A 20563-nucleotide genomic window follows, 5' to 3' on the forward strand; every position below is an offset into this window, starting at 1 on the left:
AAGCCAAAACCCGTGCCACCGTGAAGACACCAGGCCTTCGCAGAGGGGGGTGGATGACGCGGGATGACAGCCCACAACGCCAGTCAGGGACACCGGGCTGGCTGATTGCCGATACGCGGCCAATCAGCCGAGGAAACCGCAGCGCCAAAGTGCGGCAATGGGTGCGCCAGGAGCAGCGCCACAACAGCCAAAGCGCGCTTCGGATTGAGCGCTGGCAGCTGCAGATCCGAGGCCATGTGCAAGGCGTGGGCTTCCGTGAAAGTTGCAGCCGCATGGCCAAAGACCTCGACCTCAGCGGCTGGGTGTGGAATTGCCCGGATGGCTCCGTGGAAGTGCAGGCCGAGGGCCAGCCCCATCATCTGACCCAATTGCGCCTCTGGTGTGAACGAGGTCCCAGGGAGGCAGAGGTCCTGAGCGTGAACCAAAGCCAGCTGCCGCCCCTGAAGGAAGACTGGTTCGAAATTCGCCGTTAGATGACCAATGGCACCCTCTGGGCCGAGTTGCTGGCCTACGGCAGTGGGATCGCCCTGAGCCCGCTGCATATCGGCCTGCTGCTGCTGCTCCTGCTCGGGCCAAACCCGCTGCGGCGCGGCGGGCTGCTCGTGCTCGGCTGGATGCTCACCGTCACCGCCATGGTGGTGCTGCTGCTGACCGTGGGCCATGGCCTCCTGCTCACGATGGAGAAAGGCACCAGCCACCGCACAGGCTTGGATTTGCTCGCGGCCGGTGCCTTGCTGGCCCTGGGGCTCAAAGAATTACTGGATCGCAAAGAAGACGGTGCCGAGGCCCCCGGCTGGACCCGTCAGCTCGACCGCTTCTGCGCCATGCCCCTGCCGTTGCTGCTGGGGGTGAGTTCAGCACTGGAGGTCATCAGCCCCGACGATCTCTTCCTCTTTGCCAAAGCCGCCTCAGCCCTGCTGTCCTCTGGGCTGAGCCAACTGCAAGAGACGCTCTATACCGGCGGCTTCGCCCTGGCCTGCAGCACGGCGCTCCTGCTGCCCTTCCTCGCGGTGCTCATCGGCCGCGACCAGGTCTTGCCCCTGCTCGAACGCGGTAAAACCCTGCTCTTCAACAAGGGGGATCTGCTGGTAGGGGGACTGAGCTTGGTCTTGGCGGGCTACCTCGGCTGGCAGGGCATCGAAGGCTTGCAGCTCAGCTAGCACCCTTGAGCCAGCGGCTCCAGCGATCACGCTCCTGGGTGGCCCCGGCACTGGCCAGACGCTGATCGGCACTGAGCCAAACCGCCTGCGAGGCCCGGCTGACGGCCACATAGACCAACTGGCGCCGCAGGGTGTCATCACTGGGCCAGAAGACGTCACCAGCGATGAAGACCTCGCCAAAGGTGCTGCCCTGGCTGCGGTGCACCGTCAGCACCGCAGCGGGACCCAGGGAGGCGAAGGCATCGCGCACTAGGAAATAACGCCGCCAGAGACTGCGGCCCTGCTGCTTGCCGGCTTCCCGGGCCTGGAGGCGCAGGGAGCGCATGACGCCATCGAGGGCTTGGCGTCCGGCACTGCCCACCGGCGGGAGGAGACGCAGGGTGAGCCGGGTCTCGCCAGCCTCCACCTCGGCATTGAGGGTCTCGATCACGGCCGGCGTCAGGCCGTCGCCGCTGCCCACCCCAAAGTCCGCCAGGTCACAGCGCTCGGGGGTGACATCGCGGACCACCAATTCACGGTTGGAGCCGAGCAGCATGTCGGGCTCCTCCGCGGCCTCCTCTCCGGCCCGGCACGCCGGGGCCATCACCGCCGAGCGGGTCATCAAGACCTCCCCCGGCAGGACGGGGAGCTGGTCGGCCATCTCGCCATGGATGGCGCGGCGGGCCAGCGGAACCAACTGCTCCAAGGCCCGGTTCGTGTAGCAAAGAATCCTGGCGTGATCGGGGTTGTCGAGCTCCGCCCCGCGCTTCAGGGCCGCCTGGGCCGCCTCCAGCCACTGGGAGCGGGGCAAGACCGCCACCTGCCCCTGGGGATCTCGAACCAGCCCCAAGGCCGGGGGCTGACGGCAGGGAAGATCACCACTGCGCAGACCGGTGGCGAGCTGCAAGACCGGACCTTGATGGCGCACCACCTCGGTCAAGCTGGCGTTGACGCAGCGGCCCATCGAGAACACCGGGCTCTGCGGTTCCCCCACGGGCGGCAACTGGGCCGGATCGCCGACAAAGACCAAGCGGGTCTTGAAGGGGTGGGCGCAGCGCAGGGCAATCTCCAGGAGGGCGCTGTCGACCATCGAGGCCTCGTCGATCAGCACCAAGGAGAGGTTCTCGAGGGAGCCAGCGGTCTGCTCGGTTTCTTCGCACCGTTCCAGATCCCCCTGGCGCTTGAGCTTCAGCCGCAGCAAACGGTGGATGGTGCTCGGGTACCAGGTGGGCTGAAGACCAGCCCAGGACAGCTGCTGCCGCAGGACACCCACCGCCTTGTGGGTGGGGGCCACGACGGTCCAACACCAATCCCTCTGCTCCACCAGAGCCAGCAGGTGGCAGGAGAGGAAGGTCTTCCCGGTGCCAGCAAAACCACTGAGGACAAACGGAGTGCCGTCGTAGGGGGCCTTGAGCCACTGCTCAAACGCCTCGGTCGCCGCCGTTTGGCCGCTGGTCAGCCCCCCCTCAGCCAATCGCTAGCCAGCCCCAGTGCTGGGCCAGGGTCAAGGGAGAGCCCACCAGCACCAGCCCCGGTAGGGAAACCAGGGGGCCCATCAGGCTGCCGACCAGCACCTCCAAGGGGGTGTGGCCGAGCTTCTCCTTGAGCGGCGCCTGCTCCTCTCCCCCATCACTCAGGGCATTGACGCGGGCTGCCGTGAGCCCGGCGGAATAGCGAACGTGGGAGGCGTCATAGAGGACCACGAAGCACATGGTTGCCGCCAGGGCAAACAGGCCGGAATCAAACCCCTGCTGCCAGCCCAGAGCGGCGGCGGTCCCGGTTAGCAAGGCCGAATGGCTCGAGGGCATGCCACCGGTCTCAACGAGCACCTTCGGGTTCCAGCGGCGGTGCACCACCAACTCAATCACCAGCTTGGAGAACTGGGCCGTGCCACAGGCGGCAAGCCCCCACCACAGGGCCCCGTTGTCCAAAAGAGCGTTCATCGATCGCGGCTGGTGATGTAGTCCGCCAGGGCCAGCAGCGGAGCCGCCGAGCCATTGCTGTTAAACGGCTCCAGCGCTTGCTTGGCTTCCGCCACCAGGGCATCAGCCCGCTGGCGGGACTCCTCAAGACCAAGGAGCTTGGGATAGGTGGTCTTATCGGCCGTCAGGTCCTTGCCGGCGGTCTTGCCCAGCACTTCGCTGCTGGCGGTGACATCGAGAATGTCGTCGATGATCTGGAAGGCCAGACCGATCCCGCGGGCATAGGTCGTCAGGGCCGCCAGCAGGGCTTCGGAGGCGCCGGCAATCAGGGCACCGGTCAGCACGCAGGAGCGCAGCAGCGCTCCGGTTTTGTGGAGATGGATGTACTCGAGGGTCTCGAGGTCAACGTCCTTGCCTTCGCACTCCAGGTCCACCACCTGACCGCCCACCAGGCCGGGGGCACCGGAGGCCAAAGACAGCTCGCCCACCACCTTGATCAACTGCTCGGCAGGCACCCCAGGGCTGCGCAGCGCAACCATCTCAAAGGCGCGGGTCAGCAGAGCATCGCCAGCCAGGATCGCGTTGGCTTCGCCGTAGACCTTGTGGTTCGTCGGCATCCCCCGACGCAGGTCGTCGTTGTCCATGGCCGGCAGGTCGTCATGGATCAGCGACATGGTGTGGATCATTTCCAGAGCCACAGCCGTCGGCATCGCCAAGGCCGCATCACCGCCGGCCAGCTCACAGGCCGCCAAACAAAGGATGGGCCGCAGGCGCTTGCCCCCCGCCAGGAGTGAGTAGCGCATGGCCTCCCGCAGGCTCTCGGGGCGCTCCGGCCCCAGGGAGCCATCAAGGGCCTGCTCCACCTGCTGCCGGGATGACTCCAGGTAGGCAGCGAAATCAAAGTGGCCCGGCTCCCCCGTGGAGGTGCTGTCAGTCGTCGTCACCGCCGCGCTCATGGGAGATCTGGGCCCAGGGCCATCGCTCGGGCGGATTCTCTCAGGCCGCGCCCCGCTATGGGAGCAAATCCGCCAAGGGCTGATCCAAACCGCAGCGTTGACACCAACTGGCAACGGTGTTGACCAGCAGGAGGGTCACGGTCATCGGACCGACGCCGCCCGGGACGGGGGTGATGGCGCTGGCGATCGGCTCGACCTCCTCAAAACGCACATCACCACACAACTTGGCCTTCGCGCCCGGCTCGCTGGGCAGGCGGTGAATCCCCACATCAACGACCACAGCGCCTGGCTTGACATGCTCGGCGCCAATCATCCGGGGACGTCCGGCGGCCACCACCAACACATCGGCCTGGCGGGTGAGTTCCGCCAGGTCCTTGGTGCGGGAATGACCAATGCTGACCGTGGCGTTGGCCGCCTGCAGCATGAGGGCCATGGGCTGCCCCACCAGGATGCTGCGGCCGACCACCACGGCCCGCTTGCCCGAGAGCTCAACGCCACCCGCCGCAAGCAGGGCCATGACGCCGGCGGGGGTGCAGCTGCGGGGACCGGGCTCCCCCTTCAGCAGGCGGCCGAGGTTGAGGGTGTGCAATCCATCGGCATCTTTTTCGGGATCGATCGCCGCCAGGAGGGGACCTTCGTCCAGTCCGTCCGGCAGCGGCAGCTGCAGCAGGATTCCATCGACCGCAGGGTCGGCATTGAGGCGTTGGATTGTGCTCAACACCTCCGCCGCCGGGGTCTCGGCGGGCAGATGGGCGCCCAGGTTGGTGATGCCAATGCGACTGCAGGCCTTCTCTTTATTGGCGACATACACACCGCTGGCCGGGTCATCCCCCACCCGCAGCACCGCCAGGCCCGGGGGCCGGCCGGCCTGGGCAAGACGTTCGGCCACGACGCGCTCGAGGCGCTCTTCCAACGCAGCTGCCAATTGACGGCCGTCGAGACGCTGAGCCATGGCGAGGGGCAGGCAATCTCCTCTCAGCATGCAACGGCAGGGCTAGCGTGGGGACCTGTCATGCCCTCGCCGTGACTCGCCTGAGCACCCTGCCCCAGCTCTGGCGAAGGCTCCAGCGTCTCTGGAGGCAGTTGTTGCGGCTGGAGATGCCGCGTCAGGTGCTGACGCCCTGGAAGCGCGGCGCGAGCGCAGGCGTCGTCCTGATGGCCCTGGTGGTGGCCCTGGTCTCCAGCTGGCCCTGGTTGGTGGAGCCGAGCCTGCGGCCGGGCATCCCTGCACCCTTCACCGCTAAAGCGCCGAAGGCCGCCACGGTGGTGGACTCCGATGCCCTGGAGCAGCGCCGCTCCCAACTGGGCCTGCGGACCTATGTCCAGGTGGTGGATGAGCGCCAGAGCCAGGACCTGGAGGCGCGGCTGGAGCGCCAACTCGAAGCCGTCAACCGTCTCGCCGCGAGCGATCAAGAGCAGGTCGCTCCAATCGACATCAACCCACAGGAGCGGGCTTGGCTGCGGCGATCGAGTCGCAGGCAGCTCCTGCGCTGGGAGCAGGAACTGCGCCAGGCCCAATCGCGGATGTTGCGCCAAGGGGTGGTGGGCAATGTCGCCCGGCAACAGCTAGTGAAAGCGGCCCGCCATCAATTGGAGGGAATGCAGGAGCCGGAGCTGGGCCTCGGCGCACGCCTGATCGCGAATTCCCTGCAGGGGCGCACCAACCTCCGCATCGACCCGGCCCTCAGCCAGCGGATGTTGGAGGACCTGCTGACCCAGCAGGGGATCCCCACCATTCAAGTCAGGAAGGGTGAACTGATCGCCAGGCAGGGAGAACCGATCAGTCAGCAGGCCTATGCGGTCCTCGACTATTTCGGCCTGGTCAACCGGCGCCCCCTGATTGGCGCCTGGTTGCAGCACTTCGCGGAAGCCCTGGCCGCCTCCAGCGTGATGGTGCTGCTGATCCGAAACCGTCGGGTCAGCCTGGAGCCCCGTCAGGCGCTCCTCGCCCTGGGCCTGCTGGCGCTCGTCCAAGGCCTGAAGCTCTGGCTCGGTGCGGCCGCCAGCCCCCTGGCACTGCTCGTTCCGCCCACGCTCCTGCTCGCCCAGGGACTGGGAACCACCGCCGGACTGGCCTGGCTGGCGATGGCCAGCCTGCTCTGGCCACTTCCCCTCTCTCCCTTTTTTGACCAGCGGATTTTGATCGCAGCAGCCGTGGCTGCCATCACCGCCGTTCTGGCGGATCGCCAACGCAACCGCGCCCAGCTGCTGCAGCTGGCCCTGCTGGTGCCACTGGGTGCGCTCCTGGCTGAATGGTTGCTGCTGCAGCTGGAGCTCTTCCGCGGTGTTCGGGAGGGGGGCCTCCCGATCGGATCGGACCTCACCGGAGAAGCGCTGGTGCTGGGCGGCCTGCTGCTGGGGGTGCTGCTGATCGGCCCGATGGTCGAGAGCTTTTTTGACCTTCTGACCCGCAGTCGCTTGATGGAATTGGCGGATCTGGAGCGGCCACTGCTGCGGCGTCTCTCCTGCGAAGCCCCGGGCACCTTCGAGCACACCTTGATGATTTGCGGCCTGGCCGAAGAGGGGGCCCGCTCCATCGGCGCCGACATCGACTTGACCCGCACCGGGGCGCTGTATCACGACGTGGGCAAACTCCATGGCCCCCAGTGGTTCATCGAAAACCAAGAGGGGGGTGACAACCCCCATGACCAACTCGATGACCCCCAACTCAGTGCGGGGATCCTCCAAGCCCACGTGGATGAGGGCCTGAAGCTGGCGAAGCGCTACCGGCTGCCCAAACCCCTGGCGGACTTCATCCCTGAGCACCAGGGGACGTTGAAGATGGGCTACTTCCTCCATGAAGCCCGCCGGCGTGATCCCCAGATCCGCGAGGAGGATTACCGCTACCGCGGTCCAACACCCAGGAGCCGGGAGACGGCGGTGTTGATGCTGGCCGATGGCTGCGAGGCGGCCCTGCGCTCGCTCCCCCCCGACACCAGCGAAACCCAGGCCCGGGACGTGGTGCGCAGCATCGTCGAGGCCCGCTGGCGCGATGGCCAACTCACAGACAGCGGCCTGACCCCTGCAGAGTTGGAGCTGTTGGTCCGCGCCTTCGTTCGGGTGTGGCGGCGGATGCGCCATCGCCGCATTCCCTATCCAATCCCCGCCCGCAAGAGTTTCAGCGCCTGATGTCCTCCAACCGCTGGCAAAACGCCTGGTTCCCCGTGGCGTTCCTGCGCGACCTGGACCGCAACCGGCCGACCCCCTTCACCCTGGTGGGGCAAGACCTGGTGCTTTGGTTTGACCGCCAAGCCGATGAGTGGAGGGCATTTGCGGATGTCTGCCCCCACCGGCTGGTGCCCCTCTCGGACGGCCGTCTCAACGCCGCCGGAGAACTGGAGTGTCCTTATCACGGCTGGAGTTTTGACGGGTCGGGGCGCTGTACACTGCAGCCCCAGGCGGAACCGGGCAGCAGCATCAGTGGCCGCAGCCACTGCCGCAGCTACGCCACGGCCTGCGCCCAGGGGTTGTTGTTCGTCTTCAGCGGGCCAAGCGAGCAGGCAAGGGAGCAGCCCCTACCCCTGGTCCCGGTTCTCGATGAGGCCGGCTGGGTGGTGCAGGACACCTTCCGGGATCTGCCGATGGATGCCCTGACCCTGCTGGAGAACGTGCTGGACGCCAGCCACGTTCCCTTCACCCACCACGCCACCGTTGGCCGCCGAGAGAACGCGGCCCCCGTCGCACTGGCCCTAACAGGGTTCGATCGCGACGGCTTTACCGGACTGTGGGAGGAGGGCCCCAGACGCGGAAAGCTCGGGAGCCAACACACCCGATTCCTGGCCCCGGGGCTGATGTGGCACGACCTCACCGCCAAAGGGTTCGCCCGCATCCTCACGGTCGTCTATGCCGTCCCCACCCGTCCTGGGGAATGCCGATTGATCGCCCGCTTTCCCTTTCAATTCAGCTCCCCCTGGCCGGGACGCCTGCTGCGGCTGCGCCCCCAATGGCTCCAGCACATCGGCAACCACACGGTGCTGGAAGACGACCAGCTCTTCCTGCACTGGCAAGAGCGGGTCATCGAACGGCGGGGCGGCCGCCATGACACCCTGCGCCAGTACCACCTCCCCACCCAGGCGGATCTCTACGTCAGAGCACTGCACGACTGGGTCAATCGCTACGGCGGCGAGCCATTCCCAGGCCAACCGCTACCGCAGCGGCAAAACCGCCAGGCCTTGATGGAGCGGTTTGAGGCCCACACCCGCCATTGCCGCAGCTGCGCCGGCGCCGATCGGCGGCTGAAGCGCCTGCAGCCGCTCTGCTGGATTCTGGTGGCCCTTGCAGGACTGGGCGCGGCCTGGAGTGGTCCGGGCTGGGCAGGCGGCATCGCCCTCGCCTTCGGCGTTGCCCTGGCCTTAGCGGCCTGGCGCATTCGGCGCTGGCGCCAGCTGCTGCGCTTTCGCAGCGGGCTGCCCCCCCGCAACCACTAGGGCAAGACAAACGGAACGGGAGAGTCGAAGTGCATCCAGCGGCCATCGCTTGGATGGCTGAACTCCAGGCAGCAGGCATGCAAGTGCAAGCGCGCCGCAGAACGCTCGCCGTAGAGGGGATCACCCAAGATCGGGTGCCCCAGCGCCTGCAGATGCACGCGCAGCTGATGGGAGCGTCCCGTCAGGGGCTGCAACGCCAAGCGACTGCAGCTGGAGTGCTGAGCCGACAGGCGCCAGTGGGTTCGGCAGGGTTTGCCAGCGGGGTCGACGCCATAGAGCGGAGGCCTGTGTTGTCGCTTGGCGATCGGATGATCAATCCAGCCCTCCTCGCCATCGGGCACGCCGGAGACATCGGCGACGTAGCGCTTCTCAACCCGGCGCTCGGCAAAGGCTTCGCTCAACGTGCGGTGAACCAGCGCTGAACGGGCGACGACGATCAAACCGGAGGTGTCCCGGTCGAGGCGGTGCACCAAACGGGCTTCGGGCCACTCGGACTGGACCGCCGTGATCAACGAATCCGACAGCTCGGGGCCCAGGCCGGGTTGGGACAACAGGCCGCTGGGTTTCTCGAGCACCAGCAGGGCCGGATCCTCGTAGACCAACCAAAGCGGATCAAACAACGCAGGCAAGAACGCTCGACCCTGGCCACACTGGCCCTAGTAGTAGCCGGGCCATGGCACTCGATCAGTTCAAACGGGCGCTCTCCGCCCTGCTCGAGCAGGCCCCCGAGGATCCCCTCGAGCGCGATGAGTACTTCGAGCTGAACACCCTCCCCAGCTACGGCGGTAGCGGCTTTGAAGTCGTGATCTGCGATGAAGAGCACGAGATCTTCGCCGTGATCTACACCGATCGCCTGTTCGACGAGGGGGAAGAGGGCCAGGAGGCGGTTGAAGCACTCGTGCCCCCATTCCTTGAGGCCGCCTACGGCCTGACGCCAGAGGAATGGCAAAGCACCGAACCGTTTGATCTCGGCTGGCGGAGCCGCGAATACCTCTGGTTCATGGAATTCAGCGTGCCCGGGCTCAAACCCACCTGCAGCTACTGAGGCTCAAGCGCTCCACTGGAGCAGCTGCAGCTCACTGGCGCGCCGGCTGATCAAGACCAACTGATCACCATCGACCGCCACAGGCAGTCCCGTCACCCGGCGCAGTTGTTGGCGATCCACCAGGGCCACACCAGAGGTCTCCACCAGCAGCGCGGGCATCAACCCAGGCCCACCCCGCATGCCCAACAGATCCAAGGCCTGACGGACGGCACGGGCCGAGGTGTCGGCTCCCAGCCGCTCCACCAGCTGAGGCCAAAGATGGTTCACCGGCTCAAAGCCAGAGAGATCGACGTCAAACACCTGCATCGATTCACTGTCTGCCGCCGGCTGGACCGCGGTCAAGCCCGGTTCAGTTGGACGTAGTGCGGGGCATAGAGAAACACCCGCTCCCCCAGACGCACCTGTTGAGCATCCAAGGCCACCGCTGCACCCGCCAGAAAATCGACGGCCCGCTGCAGCTGGTCTTCGGCCAAGGCGCTGAAGTTCACCACAACCGTGGCCTGATCGCGCAGGGCCGTAATCGCCTCTTGAACCGCATCAAAGCTGGGCGGATGGATCACGATCACCTCCGGCCCCCAGCCGGGAGAGTCCTGCTCCGATGGCGGAAGAAATGGATCCATCAGCCGCTCGGCTCTTCAGAGGATTCAGGTTCCTCCTGGGGGCGGAAACGATCGAGCATTTCGGCCGTCGGATGAATCGTCTCCAGGGCATCCTCGTTATCCAGGAAGGCCTCAAAGGAGCGGAAGCGACAGATTGTGGGCTCGATCTCAGGGTCACTGCAGACCTCCTGCCAGCTCAGATGCTTGGGTCTGAGCTCCTGGAAATGGACCAAGGCCTCCTCCAGATCACCCGCGTCACCGCAGTTTTCCCCCTTCCAGAGCAACTCAAAAAAGGTCACGGCCCGTTGCGCTCGGTTGCCCTGAGCCTACGAAGAACCAAGCACAAAAAAGCTGGACCACAGATGCGGTCCAGCCAGGAATCGAAGCCCTGTAGAGAGTGATCAGTCCTCTTCCGCCTCAGCGCCGGCGGGCATCAGCTTGATCTGCTTACGGCCGAGTTTGATCTCAAACTCATCGCCGGGCTCCAGGCCCAGCAGCGCGGTGTAGGCCTTACCCACCAGCAAGTTGCCGTTGCCCTGAACCGTGGCCACATAGCTGAGCTTGCGGCCGCCCTTGCCGGTGCCACCACCGCCGCCGCCAATGCTGAGACCTTTGGCCTCCAGCAGAGCCTCATAGAAGGCAGTGAAGTTCAGACGCTCTGAACCATCTTTTTTGTTGCTGACATACCCGCAGGAGCGAACAAGATCAGACTTGCTGACATCACCCAACTCTTTGAACTTGGCGAGAAGATCAGATCCGGTCAGCATTGAATAGAAATTCGGTTGCGGGAAAGATAGCGGGCCAAGCCACACTCACCAAGGGGGATGGTGTGCATGAAGAGACATTGCACACTCAAGCAACATCAAACGACATCCCTAGCGTCAAACCAGACACAGGCGTTCACTATGTTCGTTGGCGAAGTTTTCCTCGAGAGTGTCTCGACCGGCGTCATCACCGCTGAAGAAATCGCCTGGATCACGGCAAAGCAAAGCCAGTTCGACCGGCAAGAGGAGGCGATGGCCCTCAAGCTGGGGCGCCTGCTCGATGAGGGCGTGATTCAAATCGGCTGCCGCATGCTTGGCGACCACGCCTGCTCGGCCTAGATCAATTCGGGATGACGGGGGTCCCCTTTAAACGGACCCTCCACGGCTGAGGTGATCCAACCGCCGTAGAAGCCACCCGGCTGGGGAATCACCAGCTCCTGATCAATCCAACAGCCATCCATCAGCGCGGGATAGAGCGCGATCCACCCTGCGATCGGCGCAAACGGGGCTGTGGGTTGGGTATAGGTCCAGGCCGCCTTGGGCAAGCAGCGATCGCCCACGACGATGTCGAAGTAGCTCCCGACCCCCTTCCACTCACAAAAGCTGCGTCCGCCAGCGGGCACCAAGGCACCGGCGGTAAACGCCTCCGCCGGCAGGTAGTAGGTGGGCGGATGGAAGGTTTCCAAGACGCGAAAACTCTTCTGGGTCTCCGCCAACAGTGCTCCGAGGGCCCGCACCTGAATGTGCTGTGCGGAAGCCTGCAGGGCAGGAGGCCTGGGGTAATCACAAACCCGTTCTGGAGTGGGGGCCATCAAGGGTCAGCCTCAACCAGGAATGAAGTTGCGCAATTTCCGAGCCTCTTCTCCGGCGCGGTGCTGGAGCTCGGCATCGCTGAGCTGCTCGTCCTCGCGCACCATGGCCGCAATCACGTCGGCCTCCTCGACCTGGAACTGAAGCTCCGCAGCCCAGCCCAGGAGTTCCGCCAGATCCATCGGTGTCTTCAGTCGTTCAGCCATCTGCGGCTGCGAGCGGGCGTACGCAAGAAAGGCATCCAACTGCTGCAGCGACACGACCCTTTTTCGAAAGCACCGGTCTAACGGAACCCAGCCCTCGTCAAAGGACCGATCGCGCATCAAACTTGCCCCAGACGCGTGCATCGGCATGTCCACCCCCCTCCCCCAATGGATGCGCCTGCTCGGTGCGGGGCTCACGGGGCTGCTGGCCGTGCTGTTTGTCGTGGTGCTGCAACAGACCCGTGAACAGGGTCAACGGCTGCAGCAACTGCAGGACAAGGTGCAGACCATCGAAAACGCCAACGACCTGGAGCGCACCAACGCCCTGGAAGAGCAACTGCGCTCGACGGTGGAGCGGCTGCAGGCCCTGGAGGGCATCGAGCAAAAAGTCCAGAGCCTCAGCAGCCAAGTCCAAACCCTGCGGGATCTTCAGCGGTCCCGCTCTTCACTCTTCCCCTATGAGTCAGGCGGGCCTTCGCGCCCCCTGCCTGCCCTTCCGCAGCTGCCTTAATGGCGGCCGCTCAACGCTTCGATCAGATCCAGACACCGGTCATCCCCGTGATGGCCCAGTTGATCGCGGCCACCCCAGGAACCCTCTCCCTCGGACAAGGCGTGGCCCCCTGGTCGCCACCGGAGGAGGTGCTCCAGGCCATGGCGGCGGCACTGCGCAACGATCCCGACCTGCATCGCTATGGACCGGTGGCCGGGGATCCAGAGCTTCGCGCCGAGCTACGGCACTGGCTTGAGCAGCAACACCAGATCGACTGCAGCGCCAGCGAGATCCTGATCACAGCCGGCAGCAACATGGCCTTTCAGGCGGTGGTGCAGGCGCTGTGCGATCCAGGGGATGAGGTCATCCTCCCCGTCCCCTACTACTTCAACCACGAGATGGCAGTCCGCATCGCCGGAGGACATCCCCGAGCGGTTGAGGCGGGGGTCATCCCTGATCCCGCTCTGCTGGAGGAGGCCATCACGGAGCGAACTCGGGCGATCGTGACCGTCTCACCCAACAACCCCAGCGGCGCGATCGTTCCGCGGCCGGTTCTTGCGGCTATCAATCAGCTCTGCGCCCGCCGCGGCCTGATCCACATCAGCGATGAGGCCTACGCCCTGTTCCATTACGGAGCGGAGCGCCCCTGGAGCCCCGCTGCCGCAGCCGGCAGCGGCGGGCACACCATCACCCTGGGATCCCTCTCCAAAAGCCATGGCATGGCGGGCTACCGCATCGGCTGGGCCGTGGTGCCGCCGGAGCTGATGCCAGCCCTGACCAAGGTGCAGGACACCTCCTTGATCGGGCCGCCCAAGTTGAACCAATGGGCCGCCCGGGCCGCCTTAGCCGTGGGACCCCAGTGGTGCCGCGAGCAGATCCAGACCTTGGCGGAGCGGCGGGAGCAGGTCCTCGCTGCCCTTGGGCCAGCGACCCCCAAGCGCCCCTGGCGTCTGTTGAACCAACCGGAAGGCGCCTTTTACGCCCTGCTTGAACTGGACAGCAGCCTCAGCGCAGACCAGGTGATGAAGCGCCTCATCGTTGACCATCAAGTGGCCCTAGCCAGCGGCAGCAGCTTTGGGCTGAAGGGTGCCTGCCTGCGACTGAGTTACGGGATGCTCGGCGGAGACGACCTCGCCGAAGCCCTAAGGCGACTCGAGCGCGGGCTCTTGGCCTTGAGCTAATCAGCCCTTCACCGCATCGCCGGTGGCGCTGGGGAGGATGAAGCGCTGGAGCCCAATGAACAACACCAGCACCGGCACGATCGAGACGACCGCACCGGCGGCCACCAGGCGCCAATCGAGGGAAAAACTGCTGGCCAGTTGTTGCAGCCCCAGGGGCAGGGTGTACAGGTTTCGGTCATCCAGGATCACCAGCGGCCAGAGGAAATCACTCCAGGTGCCGATAAAGACAAACATCGCCAGGGTGATCAAATCCGCCTTGGCCGCAGGGATCATCACGTTCCACCACTCACCCAGGCGACTGCAGCCATCAATCCGAGCCGCCTCCTCGAGTTCCACTGGCACGCCAGCGAAGCTTTGCCGCAACAGAAAAATGCCAAAGGCCGTTGCTGCCTGGGGAATGATCAGGGCCCAGAGGGTGTTGCGTAGGCCCAGCTGCACCATCAGCAGGTAGAGCGGGATCATCACCACCTGAAAAGGAATCAGGATCGTCGCCACCACCAAAGCCAGCACCAGGCCTCGCCCGGCAAAGCGCATCCGCGCCAAGGGGTAGGCGGCCAGGGAGCAGAACAGCAGGTTGGCGAACACCGCGCAGCCGCTGACGATGGTGCTGTTGAGGATGTAGCCCCACATGGGGTTGTCCTCGAACAAGCGCAGGTAGGCCTCAAGGCTCGGTTGGCTCGGGAAGAGCGCCGGGGGGCTGGTGAAGATGTCTTCGGCCGGTCCCTTTAAGGACGTGCTGACCAGCCAGAGCAGGGGCACGAGCATCGCCACCGCAATCAGCAGCAGCGCAATCAACTGCAGGCCGCGGAGCAACACAGACCGCCGGCGGCCGCTGATGGGCTCAGCCATCAGAGGCGAGGGCGATCGGCAGGAGCCATCTCACCCACCGGTAAGGGTGCTTTCTGGGGGTGCAGGGGTGAGTGCTGACTGCCCGCCACCAAGCGATTGAGGGCATTCACAAAGGCCTGGGCAGAGGCCACGACGATGTCGGTGTCGGCGGCATGGCCCGAGTAGAGCACCCCATCCGCCCGCAGGCGAATCGTGACTTCACCCATGGCGTCAATGCCTTCGGTGACCGACTTCACCGAGAACTCCACAAGCTCATTGGGCACCTGGGCCAGCTGGTTGAGGGCCTGGCAGACGGCATCCACCGGGCCGGTGCCAATGGCGGCTTCGGTCAGCTCTGCACCCTCGCTATCCAGCAGGGTGACCGTGGCCGTCGGTTGCAGGCTGGTGCCCGTGCTGACCTGCACCAACTTCAGGCTGTAGGTCGCCTGGTCCTGCTGCTGCACCTGTTCGCTGACGATGGCCTCGAGATCGCGGTCGGAGATCTCCCGCTTGCGGTCGGCCAACTCCTTGAAGCGGGCGAAGGCATCGTCGAGGTCCTCGCGCTCGAGGTTGTAACCGAGCTCCTCCAGGCGGGCGCGGAACGCACTGCGGCCGCTGAGCTTGCCCAAGGAGATGCGGTTATCAGCCAGACCGATGGTGCGGGCGTCGATGATTTCGTAGGTCAGGCGGTTCTTCAGAACGCCGTCCTGGTGGATGCCGCTTTCGTGGGCGAAGGCATTGGCGCCGACGATCGCCTTGTTGGGCTGTACCGCCATACCGGTGAGGTTGCTCACCAAACGGGAGGTCTTGTAGATCTCCTCGGTGCGGATGCCGGTGAGGGGTTCGCTGCTGCTGACGTCGCGGCCCAGGAAAGGGTTGAAGTAGCTGCGGCGCACATGCATCGCCATCACCAACTCCTCCAGGGAGGCGTTGCCGGCCCGCTCACCAATGCCGTTGATCGTGCACTCCAGCTGGCGGGCACCGTTTTTCACGGCCTCGAGGAAGTTGGCCACGGCCAAACCGAGGTCGTTGTGGCCGTGCACCGAGATCACCGCTTGATCGATGTTGGGCACATGGCGGTTGATCCCTTCGATCAGCGCACCGAACTCCGATGGCGTCGTGTAGCCAACGGTGTCGGGGATGTTGATCGTCGTGGCTCCAGCGGCGATCGCAGCTTCGATCACCTGATACATGAACTCCGGATCAGAGCGGCCCGCGTCCTCGCAGGAGAACTCGACGTCATCCACCAAGGAGCGGGCGTAGGCCACCATCTCGCCGGCGATGCTCAGGACCTCCGCGCGACTTTTGCGGAGCTTGTGCTCCAGGTGGATGTCGCTGGTGGCAATAAAGGTATGAATGCGGCGATGGGCCGCCGGAGCGACTGCATCCGCGCAGGCCTTGATGTCGCCCTTGGCGGCCCGCGCCAAGCCACAGATCACCGGACCCTCGACGGTGCCGACCGTTTGGGCGATGCGTTGCACCGCATTGAAGTCACCAGGGCTGGCGAAAGGGAAGCCCGCCTCGATGATGTCGACGCCAAGCCGGGAGAGCTGCTGAGCGATCGCCAGCTTCTCCTCCAGGTTGAGGCTGGCCCCAGGGGACTGCTCACCATCACGCAGGGTGGTGTCGAAGATCAATACCCGGCCGGGATCGCGGGCCATGGCGGCTACAAGTCGGAATGGTTATGAGTTAGGTCCACTCTAGTCGGGTGGGCCTGGATGCGGCTCAGCCGCTTCAGTGACCGTCGGTCTTCTCGAGCTGCGGCTTGAGGCTGGAGAGATCCACAAACCGATCCGCCGCATTGCGCAGTTCCCGCGGAACCATGCCTTCGGTGCTCATCAAGACCACCTTCAGCCCCCGGATCCGCAGAACCTCCAGCAGACGCTCCAGATCACGGCTCCCGCTCATCACCCAGACCTCATCGATGCGATGGGCCACGGCCATCAGATCAATGGCGATCTCCACGTCCAAATTGGCGCGGGCGAACTGCCGTTGATCGGAGTCATGCCCCACTTCCCTCAGGGGCTTGGTGCGAACCGTGAAACCCAGGCTGGTGAGGGCATCACGGAAGGGACGCTGATCGGTCGCGTCCTTCAGGCCCGTGTACCAAAACGCAGAACCAAGCTCGACGCCGGATTGCGCCGTGGCGTACTCCAGCAGCCGACGGGGATCGAAAAACCAGCCGAGTTTTTGCTGCACGTAAAACATGCTGTGGCCATCGACCGCCAGAGCCAGCTGCATCCGCACCCCTTCACTCCGTCGAGCCTAGAAGTTGCACCTAAAGTCACCTCACTCTGAGCAGGGGCGTTGGCCGCAGGACCCGCTGACGCTGGCGATCTAGCGCTTGTTCTCCACGCGCACCTGCCGTACGTGCACTCCAGCGCACCGGGATCCCTGGAGGAGGACTGGTATTTCCAGGCACTTCTCGAGTGCTACCTGCCTCTGCTGGACACCCTCGAGGCCGCCGCCGCTGACCCCAGCCAGCGACCGCGGCTGACCATGGGGCTCTCGCCCACGCTGCTCTCCCTACTGAACAACAAGGTCCTCAGTCAGCGCTTTATCCCCTGGCTGGAGGTCCGCGAAGAGCTCTTGCGCCAGGCACCCCAGGACCATGCGGCAGCCGCGGCCGGCCTCGGGCTGCAACTTCAGCGGGCCAAGCAGGCCTGGAAGCAGGCGAAGGGTGATGTGCTGCCGCGCTTTCAGGCGCTGCAACAGCAAGGGGTCCTCGACCTGCTGACCTGCGGTGCCACCCACGGCTATCTGCCACTGCTGCGGGATTGCCCCGAAGCCGTGCGGGCGCAGCTACTGACGGCCGTGCGGGAGCACGAACGCCTACTGGGAGTCCGCCCCCTGGGGATCTGGCTTCCGGAGTGCGCCTACTACGAGGGGCTTGATCGGCTGCTGGTCAGCTGCGGGCTGCGCTACGCGATCCTCGATGCCCACGGCCTGCTGCATGGACAGCCGCGGCCCCGCTATGGGGTCTATGCACCGATCTGCAGTCCCGGCGGGATGGCCTTTTTCGGCCGGGATAGCGAATCGACCCTGCCCGTCTGGAGTGCCCGGGAGGGCTACCCCGGCGATCCCAGCTACCGCGAATTCCACCGCGATCTGGGCTGGGATCTCCCCGAGCAAGAGCTCCAGCAACACGGCATCACCAGCCCGCGCCCCCTTGGGCTCAAGCTCCATCGCGTCACCGGCAGGCAGTGCAGCCTCGAGGCCAAGCAGGCCTACGACCCGGCGCAGGCCGCCGCCAGCGTGCGGCGCGATGCCCAACACTTCCTGACGGGCCGGGCGCAGCAACTGCAGGACCTCAGCGGCTCGATGGAACGTCGACCGCTCCTGGTCGCCCCCTTTGATGCGGAGCTCTTTGGCCATTGGTGGTTTGAAGGTCCCCAGTTCCTGGCGGAGCTGTTCCAGCAGGCGCCGCGTCAGGGGGTGGGTCTGGCGACCCTGCGGGAGACCCTCAGCCGAGGCGATGCGCTTCAGCTCTGCCAACCGTCCCCGTCCAGCTGGGGGCAGGGGGGCTACCACACCTATTGGCTCAACGAGAGCAATGCCTGGGTGATCCCCGAGTGGAACCGGGCCTCGCGGGCGATGGTGGATCGGGTCAGCCGCGGAGTCGGCAGCGAGCAGGCCAGGGACTGGCTGCAGCAGGCAGGCCGCGAATTGTTGCTGGCCCAAAGCTCAGATTGGAGCTTCATCCTGCGGGCCGGCACCACGACGGAACTGGCCAAGGAGCGGATTGAGCGCCATCTCCAACGCTTCTGGTGCCTGATCGAAGCGATCAACACCAACACCCCTCCACCGGAGGGGTGGCTGGAAGCGGTGCAACGGGAAGACGGCCTCTTTCCCCTGATCAACGCCGCGGACTGGGCCAGGCTGCCGGCCCCATGAGCGATCCCCGTCCGTCCCTGCTGGAGCCCCAGGCCCAGCGTGAGCTGCTCACGGCGGCGCTGCCCGCCGAGTTGGCCTTTGAGCGGAGCTTGGCGGGCCAGGCCGCTGCCGAGCCGGAGCACGACCGGCTGCGGGTGCTGCAGCTGAATCTCGGCAAGCTCTGCAACATGCAGTGCTCCCACTGCCATGTGGATGCTGGCCCCCATCAAGGCCACACCCAGATGGGCGATGCGGTGGTCGACGCCTGCATCGCCGCCATCGAGCGACTCCGCCCTGCGGTGCTTGACCTCACCGGTGGAGCACCGGAACTGCACCCGCGCTTTCGCGATTTGATTCGTGCGGCACGCCAACGGGGCTGCCACGTGATCGACCGCTGCAATCTCACGGTGCTGCTCCTGCCAGCCCTCTCGGATCTGGTGGGTTTCCTGGCGGAGCACCAGGTGGAGATCGTGGCCAGCCTGCCCCAGCCAGAGGAGACCAGCACCGATGCGCAACGGGGCGATGGCACCTGGGAGGCCTCGATTGAAGCCCTGAGACGTCTCAATGCCAACGGCTACGGCCAGGGGCAAAGCGAGCGTCAGTTGACCTTGATGAGCAATCCGTGCGGCACCCAACTGCAACAGCTCACCGCCTGCGACGAGCTGCGCTGGAAACGGGAGTTACAGGAGAAAGCCGGAGTCCAATTCGATCGTCTGATCGGCCTGAACAACATGCCGATCGCCCGCTTCCTGCAGCAACTGCAGGCCGATGGTCACGTCAACTGTTATTTGAAGCTGCTGCAGGGCGCCTTCAATCCCAGCGCCCTCGCTGGTCTGATGTGCCGCGACACGCTTTCAGTGGCCGCCGACGGGTCGATCTACGACTGCGACTTCAACCAGATGCTGGACCTACCGCTGAGCGGAGGAGCCGACATTCGCTCCATCGATCTCGAGCAGTGGAAGGCACAGCCGATCTGTTGGGGCAACCACTGCTTTGGCTGCACCGCAGGCCAAGGGAGCTCCTGCGCAGGCGCTACGGCTTGAGCAGACGCAGCATCAAGGGCAACTCACGCCCCTGCTGCTGCATCAAGCCCCAACGGACAGTCCAGGGGGCAACGGCGAACAGCCGCAGCATTGCGCCAATCAGGGCGGGAAGGGTGAGGGTATTGGTCAAGAAGCCGTACCACTGGCCCTTGGGCAGGGCGAAGAACGTGGCAAAAAACTGCCTGAGCTGGTCTTCGGGGTAACGCATCAGCTTCTCCAGGCCAAAGCGATAGAGGGCGTGCTTGCGCTGCAACTCGAGCGGCCAGAGCGCCTGCCAGGCGTCACGCGCGAGGGACGGCGCAGAACGGTTGCCATCGGCAAGGCCAACGGCGATGGCCTCTGCCAGCAGCGGTGCCCGCCGCAGCAAGGAGCCCACCATGTAACCAGAGGCGGGATGGACCAAGGTGGCGGCGCCCCCGAAGGCCAGCAGCTGCTGCTCCAAATCTGGGAGGGGCATGTTCATCGGGAAGAGGCAGAACTCCTCCTCCTCCATGGCGAGCAGCTCAACACCACGATGGGCCAACCGCTTGAGTAGACGATCCTTGAGAACCCCGTAGGGAACGGCAGGGGCCAGGGCCAAGGAGGTTTCCTCCACGAAAAAGCGCCCCTCGCCGAAGTCCATCGCATACAAAAACGTTGGAGCTCCGCAGCGACGCTCCGCCTCACTGAGGTGATCGCAGCGGTAATCCATCAGGACAAATTGGCCGGGCTCCACCGGGGGCTTGGAGAAGCGCCCCACAATTCCGTAGGCCGCCTGCCCCGCCACCGGACCTTCATCCGGGCGCTTGAGGAAAGGGCTGTGATGACCGCTGCAATCAATCACCAGGCGCGCTTCGAGGCGATCCCCTTGATCCGTCGTCACTACCGAACCCAGGCTGTGGTGCTCAATCCCGGTGACTGCAGCGCAGGTCCAGGGCACACCAGCGGCTTGGCAGGGGGTCAGCCAGTGGCGCTGCAGCGCAGCCTTGTCGAAGAGGCCGTAGTCGATGCCATGGGCAAAGGCCTCGGTCCCGAGCGCTGCACCGAAGTAACTCGTGGTGTGGCTCCAGCGGTGTCCCAACAGATGGGTCATCCCCAAAGCATCCACCTCCGGTCCCCAGATGCCGTAGGTGTTCTGCCATGGCGCTTCGGGCGAGGCAGGCGCCACACCCGCCACACTGACGCCCCGATCCACCAGGGCTGCGGCGATGCAGAGGGCCGCAGGGCCAGCGCCGATGACGAGGACGTCAACACCCATGAATCAGGCCATTCACCCGGTGGGCGATCGAACGATCGCCCCGGTG

The 20563-nt window shown here is 65.3% G+C and carries 25 protein-coding genes; 10 read left to right on the forward strand and 15 right to left on the reverse strand.

Going from position 1 to position 20563, the window contains the following annotated elements; genetic code table 11:
- Positions 1-53 precede the first annotated feature (53 nt).
- Together CB0205_RS0112960 and CB0205_RS0112965 are read left to right on the forward strand one after the other, a co-directional pair.
- On the forward strand, positions 54-473 hold the full coding sequence (locus tag CB0205_RS0112960; RefSeq protein ID WP_156797991.1) for an acylphosphatase: 420 nt from the start codon (positions 54-56) through the stop codon (positions 471-473).
- Entirely contained in the window at positions 474-1160 is a 687-nt protein-coding gene (locus CB0205_RS0112965) for a GAP family protein (RefSeq protein ID WP_010317893.1), read from the forward strand.
- Here CB0205_RS0112965 and CB0205_RS0112970 read toward each other — a convergent pair.
- The 4 genes from CB0205_RS0112970 to folD are packed head-to-tail and all read right to left on the reverse strand — an operon-like array spanning position 1153 to position 4969.
- Positions 1153-2613, reverse strand: a complete 1461-nt coding sequence (locus CB0205_RS0112970; protein ID WP_010317894.1) for an ATP-dependent RecD-like DNA helicase — start codon at positions 2611-2613, stop codon at positions 1153-1155. The genes CB0205_RS0112965 and CB0205_RS0112970 overlap by 8 nt on opposite strands.
- Positions 2606-3082 carry a divergent PAP2 family protein gene (locus CB0205_RS0112975; RefSeq protein WP_010317895.1) on the reverse strand — a complete coding sequence of 159 codons (477 nt, stop codon included), beginning with the start codon at positions 3080-3082 and terminating at the stop codon, positions 2606-2608. Before CB0205_RS0112975 ends, CB0205_RS0112970 begins: the two co-directional genes overlap by 8 nt.
- Positions 3079-4017 (reverse strand): geranylgeranyl diphosphate synthase CrtE, encoded by a 939-nt coding sequence (crtE, locus tag CB0205_RS0112980; protein WP_010317896.1) that lies wholly within the window; start codon positions 4015-4017, stop codon positions 3079-3081. Before crtE ends, CB0205_RS0112975 begins: the two co-directional genes overlap by 4 nt.
- A 55-nt stretch (positions 4018-4072) precedes the next feature.
- Complete coding sequence (gene folD / locus CB0205_RS0112985) at positions 4073-4969, reverse strand: bifunctional methylenetetrahydrofolate dehydrogenase/methenyltetrahydrofolate cyclohydrolase FolD (protein ID WP_010317897.1); 897 nt, start codon at positions 4967-4969, stop codon at positions 4073-4075.
- Positions 4970-5115: 146 nt separating this feature from the next.
- Between folD and CB0205_RS0112990 the strand changes: the two genes are divergently transcribed.
- Both CB0205_RS0112990 and CB0205_RS0112995 read left to right on the forward strand, forming a co-directional pair.
- Entirely contained in the window at positions 5116-7146 is a 2031-nt protein-coding gene (locus tag CB0205_RS0112990; RefSeq protein ID WP_050778501.1) for an HDIG domain-containing metalloprotein, read from the forward strand.
- Positions 7146-8444: a Rieske 2Fe-2S domain-containing protein gene (locus CB0205_RS0112995; RefSeq protein ID WP_010317899.1), complete on the forward strand. Its 1299-nt coding sequence runs from the start codon at positions 7146-7148 to the stop codon at positions 8442-8444. Before CB0205_RS0112990 ends, CB0205_RS0112995 begins: the two co-directional genes overlap by 1 nt.
- On the opposite strand, the gene CB0205_RS0113000 is transcribed toward CB0205_RS0112995, so the two are convergent.
- Positions 8441-9073 (reverse strand): RluA family pseudouridine synthase, encoded by a 633-nt coding sequence (locus CB0205_RS0113000; protein WP_029626396.1) that lies wholly within the window; start codon positions 9071-9073, stop codon positions 8441-8443. The two genes, CB0205_RS0112995 and CB0205_RS0113000, sit on opposite strands and share 4 nt — an antisense overlap.
- Positions 9074-9117: 44 nt before the next feature.
- Between CB0205_RS0113000 and CB0205_RS0113005 the strand changes: the two genes are divergently transcribed.
- Positions 9118-9489: a hypothetical protein gene (locus tag CB0205_RS0113005; protein ID WP_010317901.1), complete on the forward strand. Its 372-nt coding sequence runs from the start codon at positions 9118-9120 to the stop codon at positions 9487-9489.
- A gap of 3 nt (positions 9490-9492) precedes the next feature.
- Here CB0205_RS0113005 and CB0205_RS0113010 read toward each other — a convergent pair whose 3' ends face one another.
- From CB0205_RS0113010 to CB0205_RS0113025, 4 genes are all read right to left on the reverse strand, one after another.
- On the reverse strand, positions 9493-9831 hold the full coding sequence (locus CB0205_RS0113010) for a hypothetical protein (RefSeq protein ID WP_010317902.1): 339 nt from the start codon (positions 9829-9831) through the stop codon (positions 9493-9495).
- Positions 9828-10109 carry a cell division protein SepF gene (locus CB0205_RS0113015; RefSeq protein WP_010317903.1) on the reverse strand — a complete coding sequence of 94 codons (282 nt, stop codon included), beginning with the start codon at positions 10107-10109 and terminating at the stop codon, positions 9828-9830. Before CB0205_RS0113015 ends, CB0205_RS0113010 begins: the two co-directional genes overlap by 4 nt.
- Entirely contained in the window at positions 10109-10387 is a 279-nt protein-coding gene (locus CB0205_RS0113020; protein WP_010317904.1) for a hypothetical protein, read from the reverse strand. Before CB0205_RS0113020 ends, CB0205_RS0113015 begins: the two co-directional genes overlap by 1 nt.
- A gap of 102 nt (positions 10388-10489) precedes the next feature.
- Entirely contained in the window at positions 10490-10855 is a 366-nt protein-coding gene (locus tag CB0205_RS0113025) for an AbrB family transcriptional regulator (protein WP_010317905.1), read from the reverse strand.
- Positions 10856-10993: 138 nt separating this feature from the next.
- On the opposite strand from CB0205_RS0113025, the gene CB0205_RS0113030 reads away from it, so the two are divergent.
- Positions 10994-11191 (forward strand): hypothetical protein, encoded by a 198-nt coding sequence (locus CB0205_RS0113030; protein WP_010317906.1) that lies wholly within the window; start codon positions 10994-10996, stop codon positions 11189-11191.
- Here the strand turns inward: CB0205_RS0113030 and CB0205_RS0113035 are convergent.
- The gene (locus CB0205_RS0113035; protein ID WP_029626398.1) at positions 11188-11664 is read right to left on the reverse strand and encodes a DUF427 domain-containing protein; all 477 of its coding nucleotides are present in this window, start codon (positions 11662-11664) and stop codon (positions 11188-11190) included. The two genes, CB0205_RS0113030 and CB0205_RS0113035, sit on opposite strands and share 4 nt — an antisense overlap.
- Before the next feature lie 12 nt (positions 11665-11676).
- Positions 11677-12015, reverse strand: coding sequence for a Nif11-like leader peptide family RiPP precursor (locus CB0205_RS16665; protein WP_363155321.1), 339 nt, complete (start codon positions 12013-12015; stop codon positions 11677-11679).
- Between CB0205_RS16665 and CB0205_RS0113045 the strand changes: the two genes are divergently transcribed.
- On the forward strand, positions 12014-12376 hold the full coding sequence (locus tag CB0205_RS0113045; protein ID WP_010317909.1) for a hypothetical protein: 363 nt from the start codon (positions 12014-12016) through the stop codon (positions 12374-12376). The two genes, CB0205_RS16665 and CB0205_RS0113045, sit on opposite strands and share 2 nt — an antisense overlap.
- Positions 12376-13536 carry an aminotransferase class I/II-fold pyridoxal phosphate-dependent enzyme gene (locus tag CB0205_RS0113050; RefSeq protein WP_010317910.1) on the forward strand — a complete coding sequence of 387 codons (1161 nt, stop codon included), beginning with the start codon at positions 12376-12378 and terminating at the stop codon, positions 13534-13536. The genes CB0205_RS0113045 and CB0205_RS0113050 overlap by 1 nt, the downstream gene beginning before the upstream one ends.
- Here the strand turns inward: CB0205_RS0113050 and CB0205_RS0113055 are convergent, their stop codons facing one another.
- From CB0205_RS0113055 to CB0205_RS0113065, 3 genes are all read right to left on the reverse strand, one after another.
- A complete protein-coding gene (locus CB0205_RS0113055; RefSeq protein ID WP_010317911.1) occupies positions 13537-14385 on the reverse strand; it encodes a carbohydrate ABC transporter permease in 849 nt (282 codons plus the stop codon). It abuts the gene before it with no gap.
- Entirely contained in the window at positions 14385-16025 is a 1641-nt protein-coding gene (locus CB0205_RS0113060; RefSeq protein WP_010317912.1) for a 2-isopropylmalate synthase, read from the reverse strand. The genes CB0205_RS0113055 and CB0205_RS0113060 overlap by 1 nt, the downstream gene beginning before the upstream one ends.
- A gap of 73 nt (positions 16026-16098) precedes the next feature.
- The gene (locus tag CB0205_RS0113065) at positions 16099-16605 is read right to left on the reverse strand and encodes an NYN domain-containing protein (RefSeq protein WP_010317913.1); all 507 of its coding nucleotides are present in this window, start codon (positions 16603-16605) and stop codon (positions 16099-16101) included.
- 66 nt (positions 16606-16671) lie between these two features.
- Between CB0205_RS0113065 and CB0205_RS0113070 the strand changes: the two genes are divergently transcribed.
- On the forward strand, positions 16672-18258 hold the full coding sequence (locus CB0205_RS0113070; RefSeq protein WP_029626400.1) for a glycoside hydrolase family 57 protein: 1587 nt from the start codon (positions 16672-16674) through the stop codon (positions 18256-18258).
- Positions 18255-19280 carry an arsenosugar biosynthesis radical SAM (seleno)protein ArsS gene (gene arsS / locus CB0205_RS0113075; RefSeq protein WP_010317915.1) on the forward strand — a complete coding sequence of 342 codons (1026 nt, stop codon included), beginning with the start codon at positions 18255-18257 and terminating at the stop codon, positions 19278-19280. Before CB0205_RS0113070 ends, arsS begins: the two co-directional genes overlap by 4 nt.
- On the opposite strand, the gene crtL is transcribed toward arsS, so the two are convergent.
- Positions 19270-20517, reverse strand: a complete 1248-nt coding sequence (gene crtL / locus CB0205_RS0113080; protein ID WP_010317916.1) for a lycopene beta cyclase — start codon at positions 20515-20517, stop codon at positions 19270-19272. The two genes, arsS and crtL, sit on opposite strands and share 11 nt — an antisense overlap.
- Positions 20518-20563: the final 46 nt, after the last annotated feature.

Origin of the sequence: Synechococcus sp. CB0205 (genome assembly GCF_000179255.1) — a bacterium.
Lineage (GTDB): Bacteria > Cyanobacteriota > Cyanobacteriia > PCC-6307 > Cyanobiaceae > Vulcanococcus.

Bases quoted from the DNA above. Each gene is read 5' to 3' on its own strand.
- CB0205_RS0112960 (WP_156797991.1), top strand. From the start codon at position 54: ATGACGCGGGATGACAGCCCACAACGCCAGTCAGGGACACCGGGCTGG.
- CB0205_RS0112965 (WP_010317893.1), top strand. From the start codon at position 474: ATGACCAATGGCACCCTCTGGGCCGAGTTGCTGGCCTACGGCAGTGGG.
- CB0205_RS0112975 (WP_010317895.1), bottom strand. From the start codon at position 3,082: ATGAACGCTCTTTTGGACAACGGGGCCCTGTGGTGGGGGCTTGCCGCC.
- crtE (WP_010317896.1), bottom strand. From the start codon at position 4,017: ATGAGCGCGGCGGTGACGACGACTGACAGCACCTCCACGGGGGAGCCG.
- folD (WP_010317897.1), bottom strand. From the start codon at position 4,969: ATGGCTCAGCGTCTCGACGGCCGTCAATTGGCAGCTGCGTTGGAAGAG.
- CB0205_RS0112990 (WP_050778501.1), top strand. From the start codon at position 5,116: ATGCCGCGTCAGGTGCTGACGCCCTGGAAGCGCGGCGCGAGCGCAGGC.
- CB0205_RS0112995 (WP_010317899.1), top strand. From the start codon at position 7,146: ATGTCCTCCAACCGCTGGCAAAACGCCTGGTTCCCCGTGGCGTTCCTG.
- CB0205_RS0113005 (WP_010317901.1), top strand. From the start codon at position 9,118: ATGGCACTCGATCAGTTCAAACGGGCGCTCTCCGCCCTGCTCGAGCAG.
- CB0205_RS0113015 (WP_010317903.1), bottom strand. From the start codon at position 10,109: ATGGATCCATTTCTTCCGCCATCGGAGCAGGACTCTCCCGGCTGGGGG.
- CB0205_RS0113025 (WP_010317905.1), bottom strand. From the start codon at position 10,855: ATGCTGACCGGATCTGATCTTCTCGCCAAGTTCAAAGAGTTGGGTGAT.
- CB0205_RS0113030 (WP_010317906.1), top strand. From the start codon at position 10,994: ATGTTCGTTGGCGAAGTTTTCCTCGAGAGTGTCTCGACCGGCGTCATC.
- CB0205_RS0113035 (WP_029626398.1), bottom strand. From the start codon at position 11,664: ATGGCCCCCACTCCAGAACGGGTTTGTGATTACCCCAGGCCTCCTGCC.
- CB0205_RS0113045 (WP_010317909.1), top strand. From the start codon at position 12,014: ATGTCCACCCCCCTCCCCCAATGGATGCGCCTGCTCGGTGCGGGGCTC.
- CB0205_RS16665 (WP_363155321.1), bottom strand. From the start codon at position 12,015: ATGCCGATGCACGCGTCTGGGGCAAGTTTGATGCGCGATCGGTCCTTT.
- CB0205_RS0113050 (WP_010317910.1), top strand. From the start codon at position 12,376: ATGGCGGCCGCTCAACGCTTCGATCAGATCCAGACACCGGTCATCCCC.
- CB0205_RS0113055 (WP_010317911.1), bottom strand. From the start codon at position 14,385: ATGGCTGAGCCCATCAGCGGCCGCCGGCGGTCTGTGTTGCTCCGCGGC.
- CB0205_RS0113060 (WP_010317912.1), bottom strand. From the start codon at position 16,025: ATGGCCCGCGATCCCGGCCGGGTATTGATCTTCGACACCACCCTGCGT.
- CB0205_RS0113065 (WP_010317913.1), bottom strand. From the start codon at position 16,605: ATGCAGCTGGCTCTGGCGGTCGATGGCCACAGCATGTTTTACGTGCAG.
- arsS (WP_010317915.1), top strand. From the start codon at position 18,255: ATGAGCGATCCCCGTCCGTCCCTGCTGGAGCCCCAGGCCCAGCGTGAG.
- crtL (WP_010317916.1), bottom strand. From the start codon at position 20,517: ATGGGTGTTGACGTCCTCGTCATCGGCGCTGGCCCTGCGGCCCTCTGC.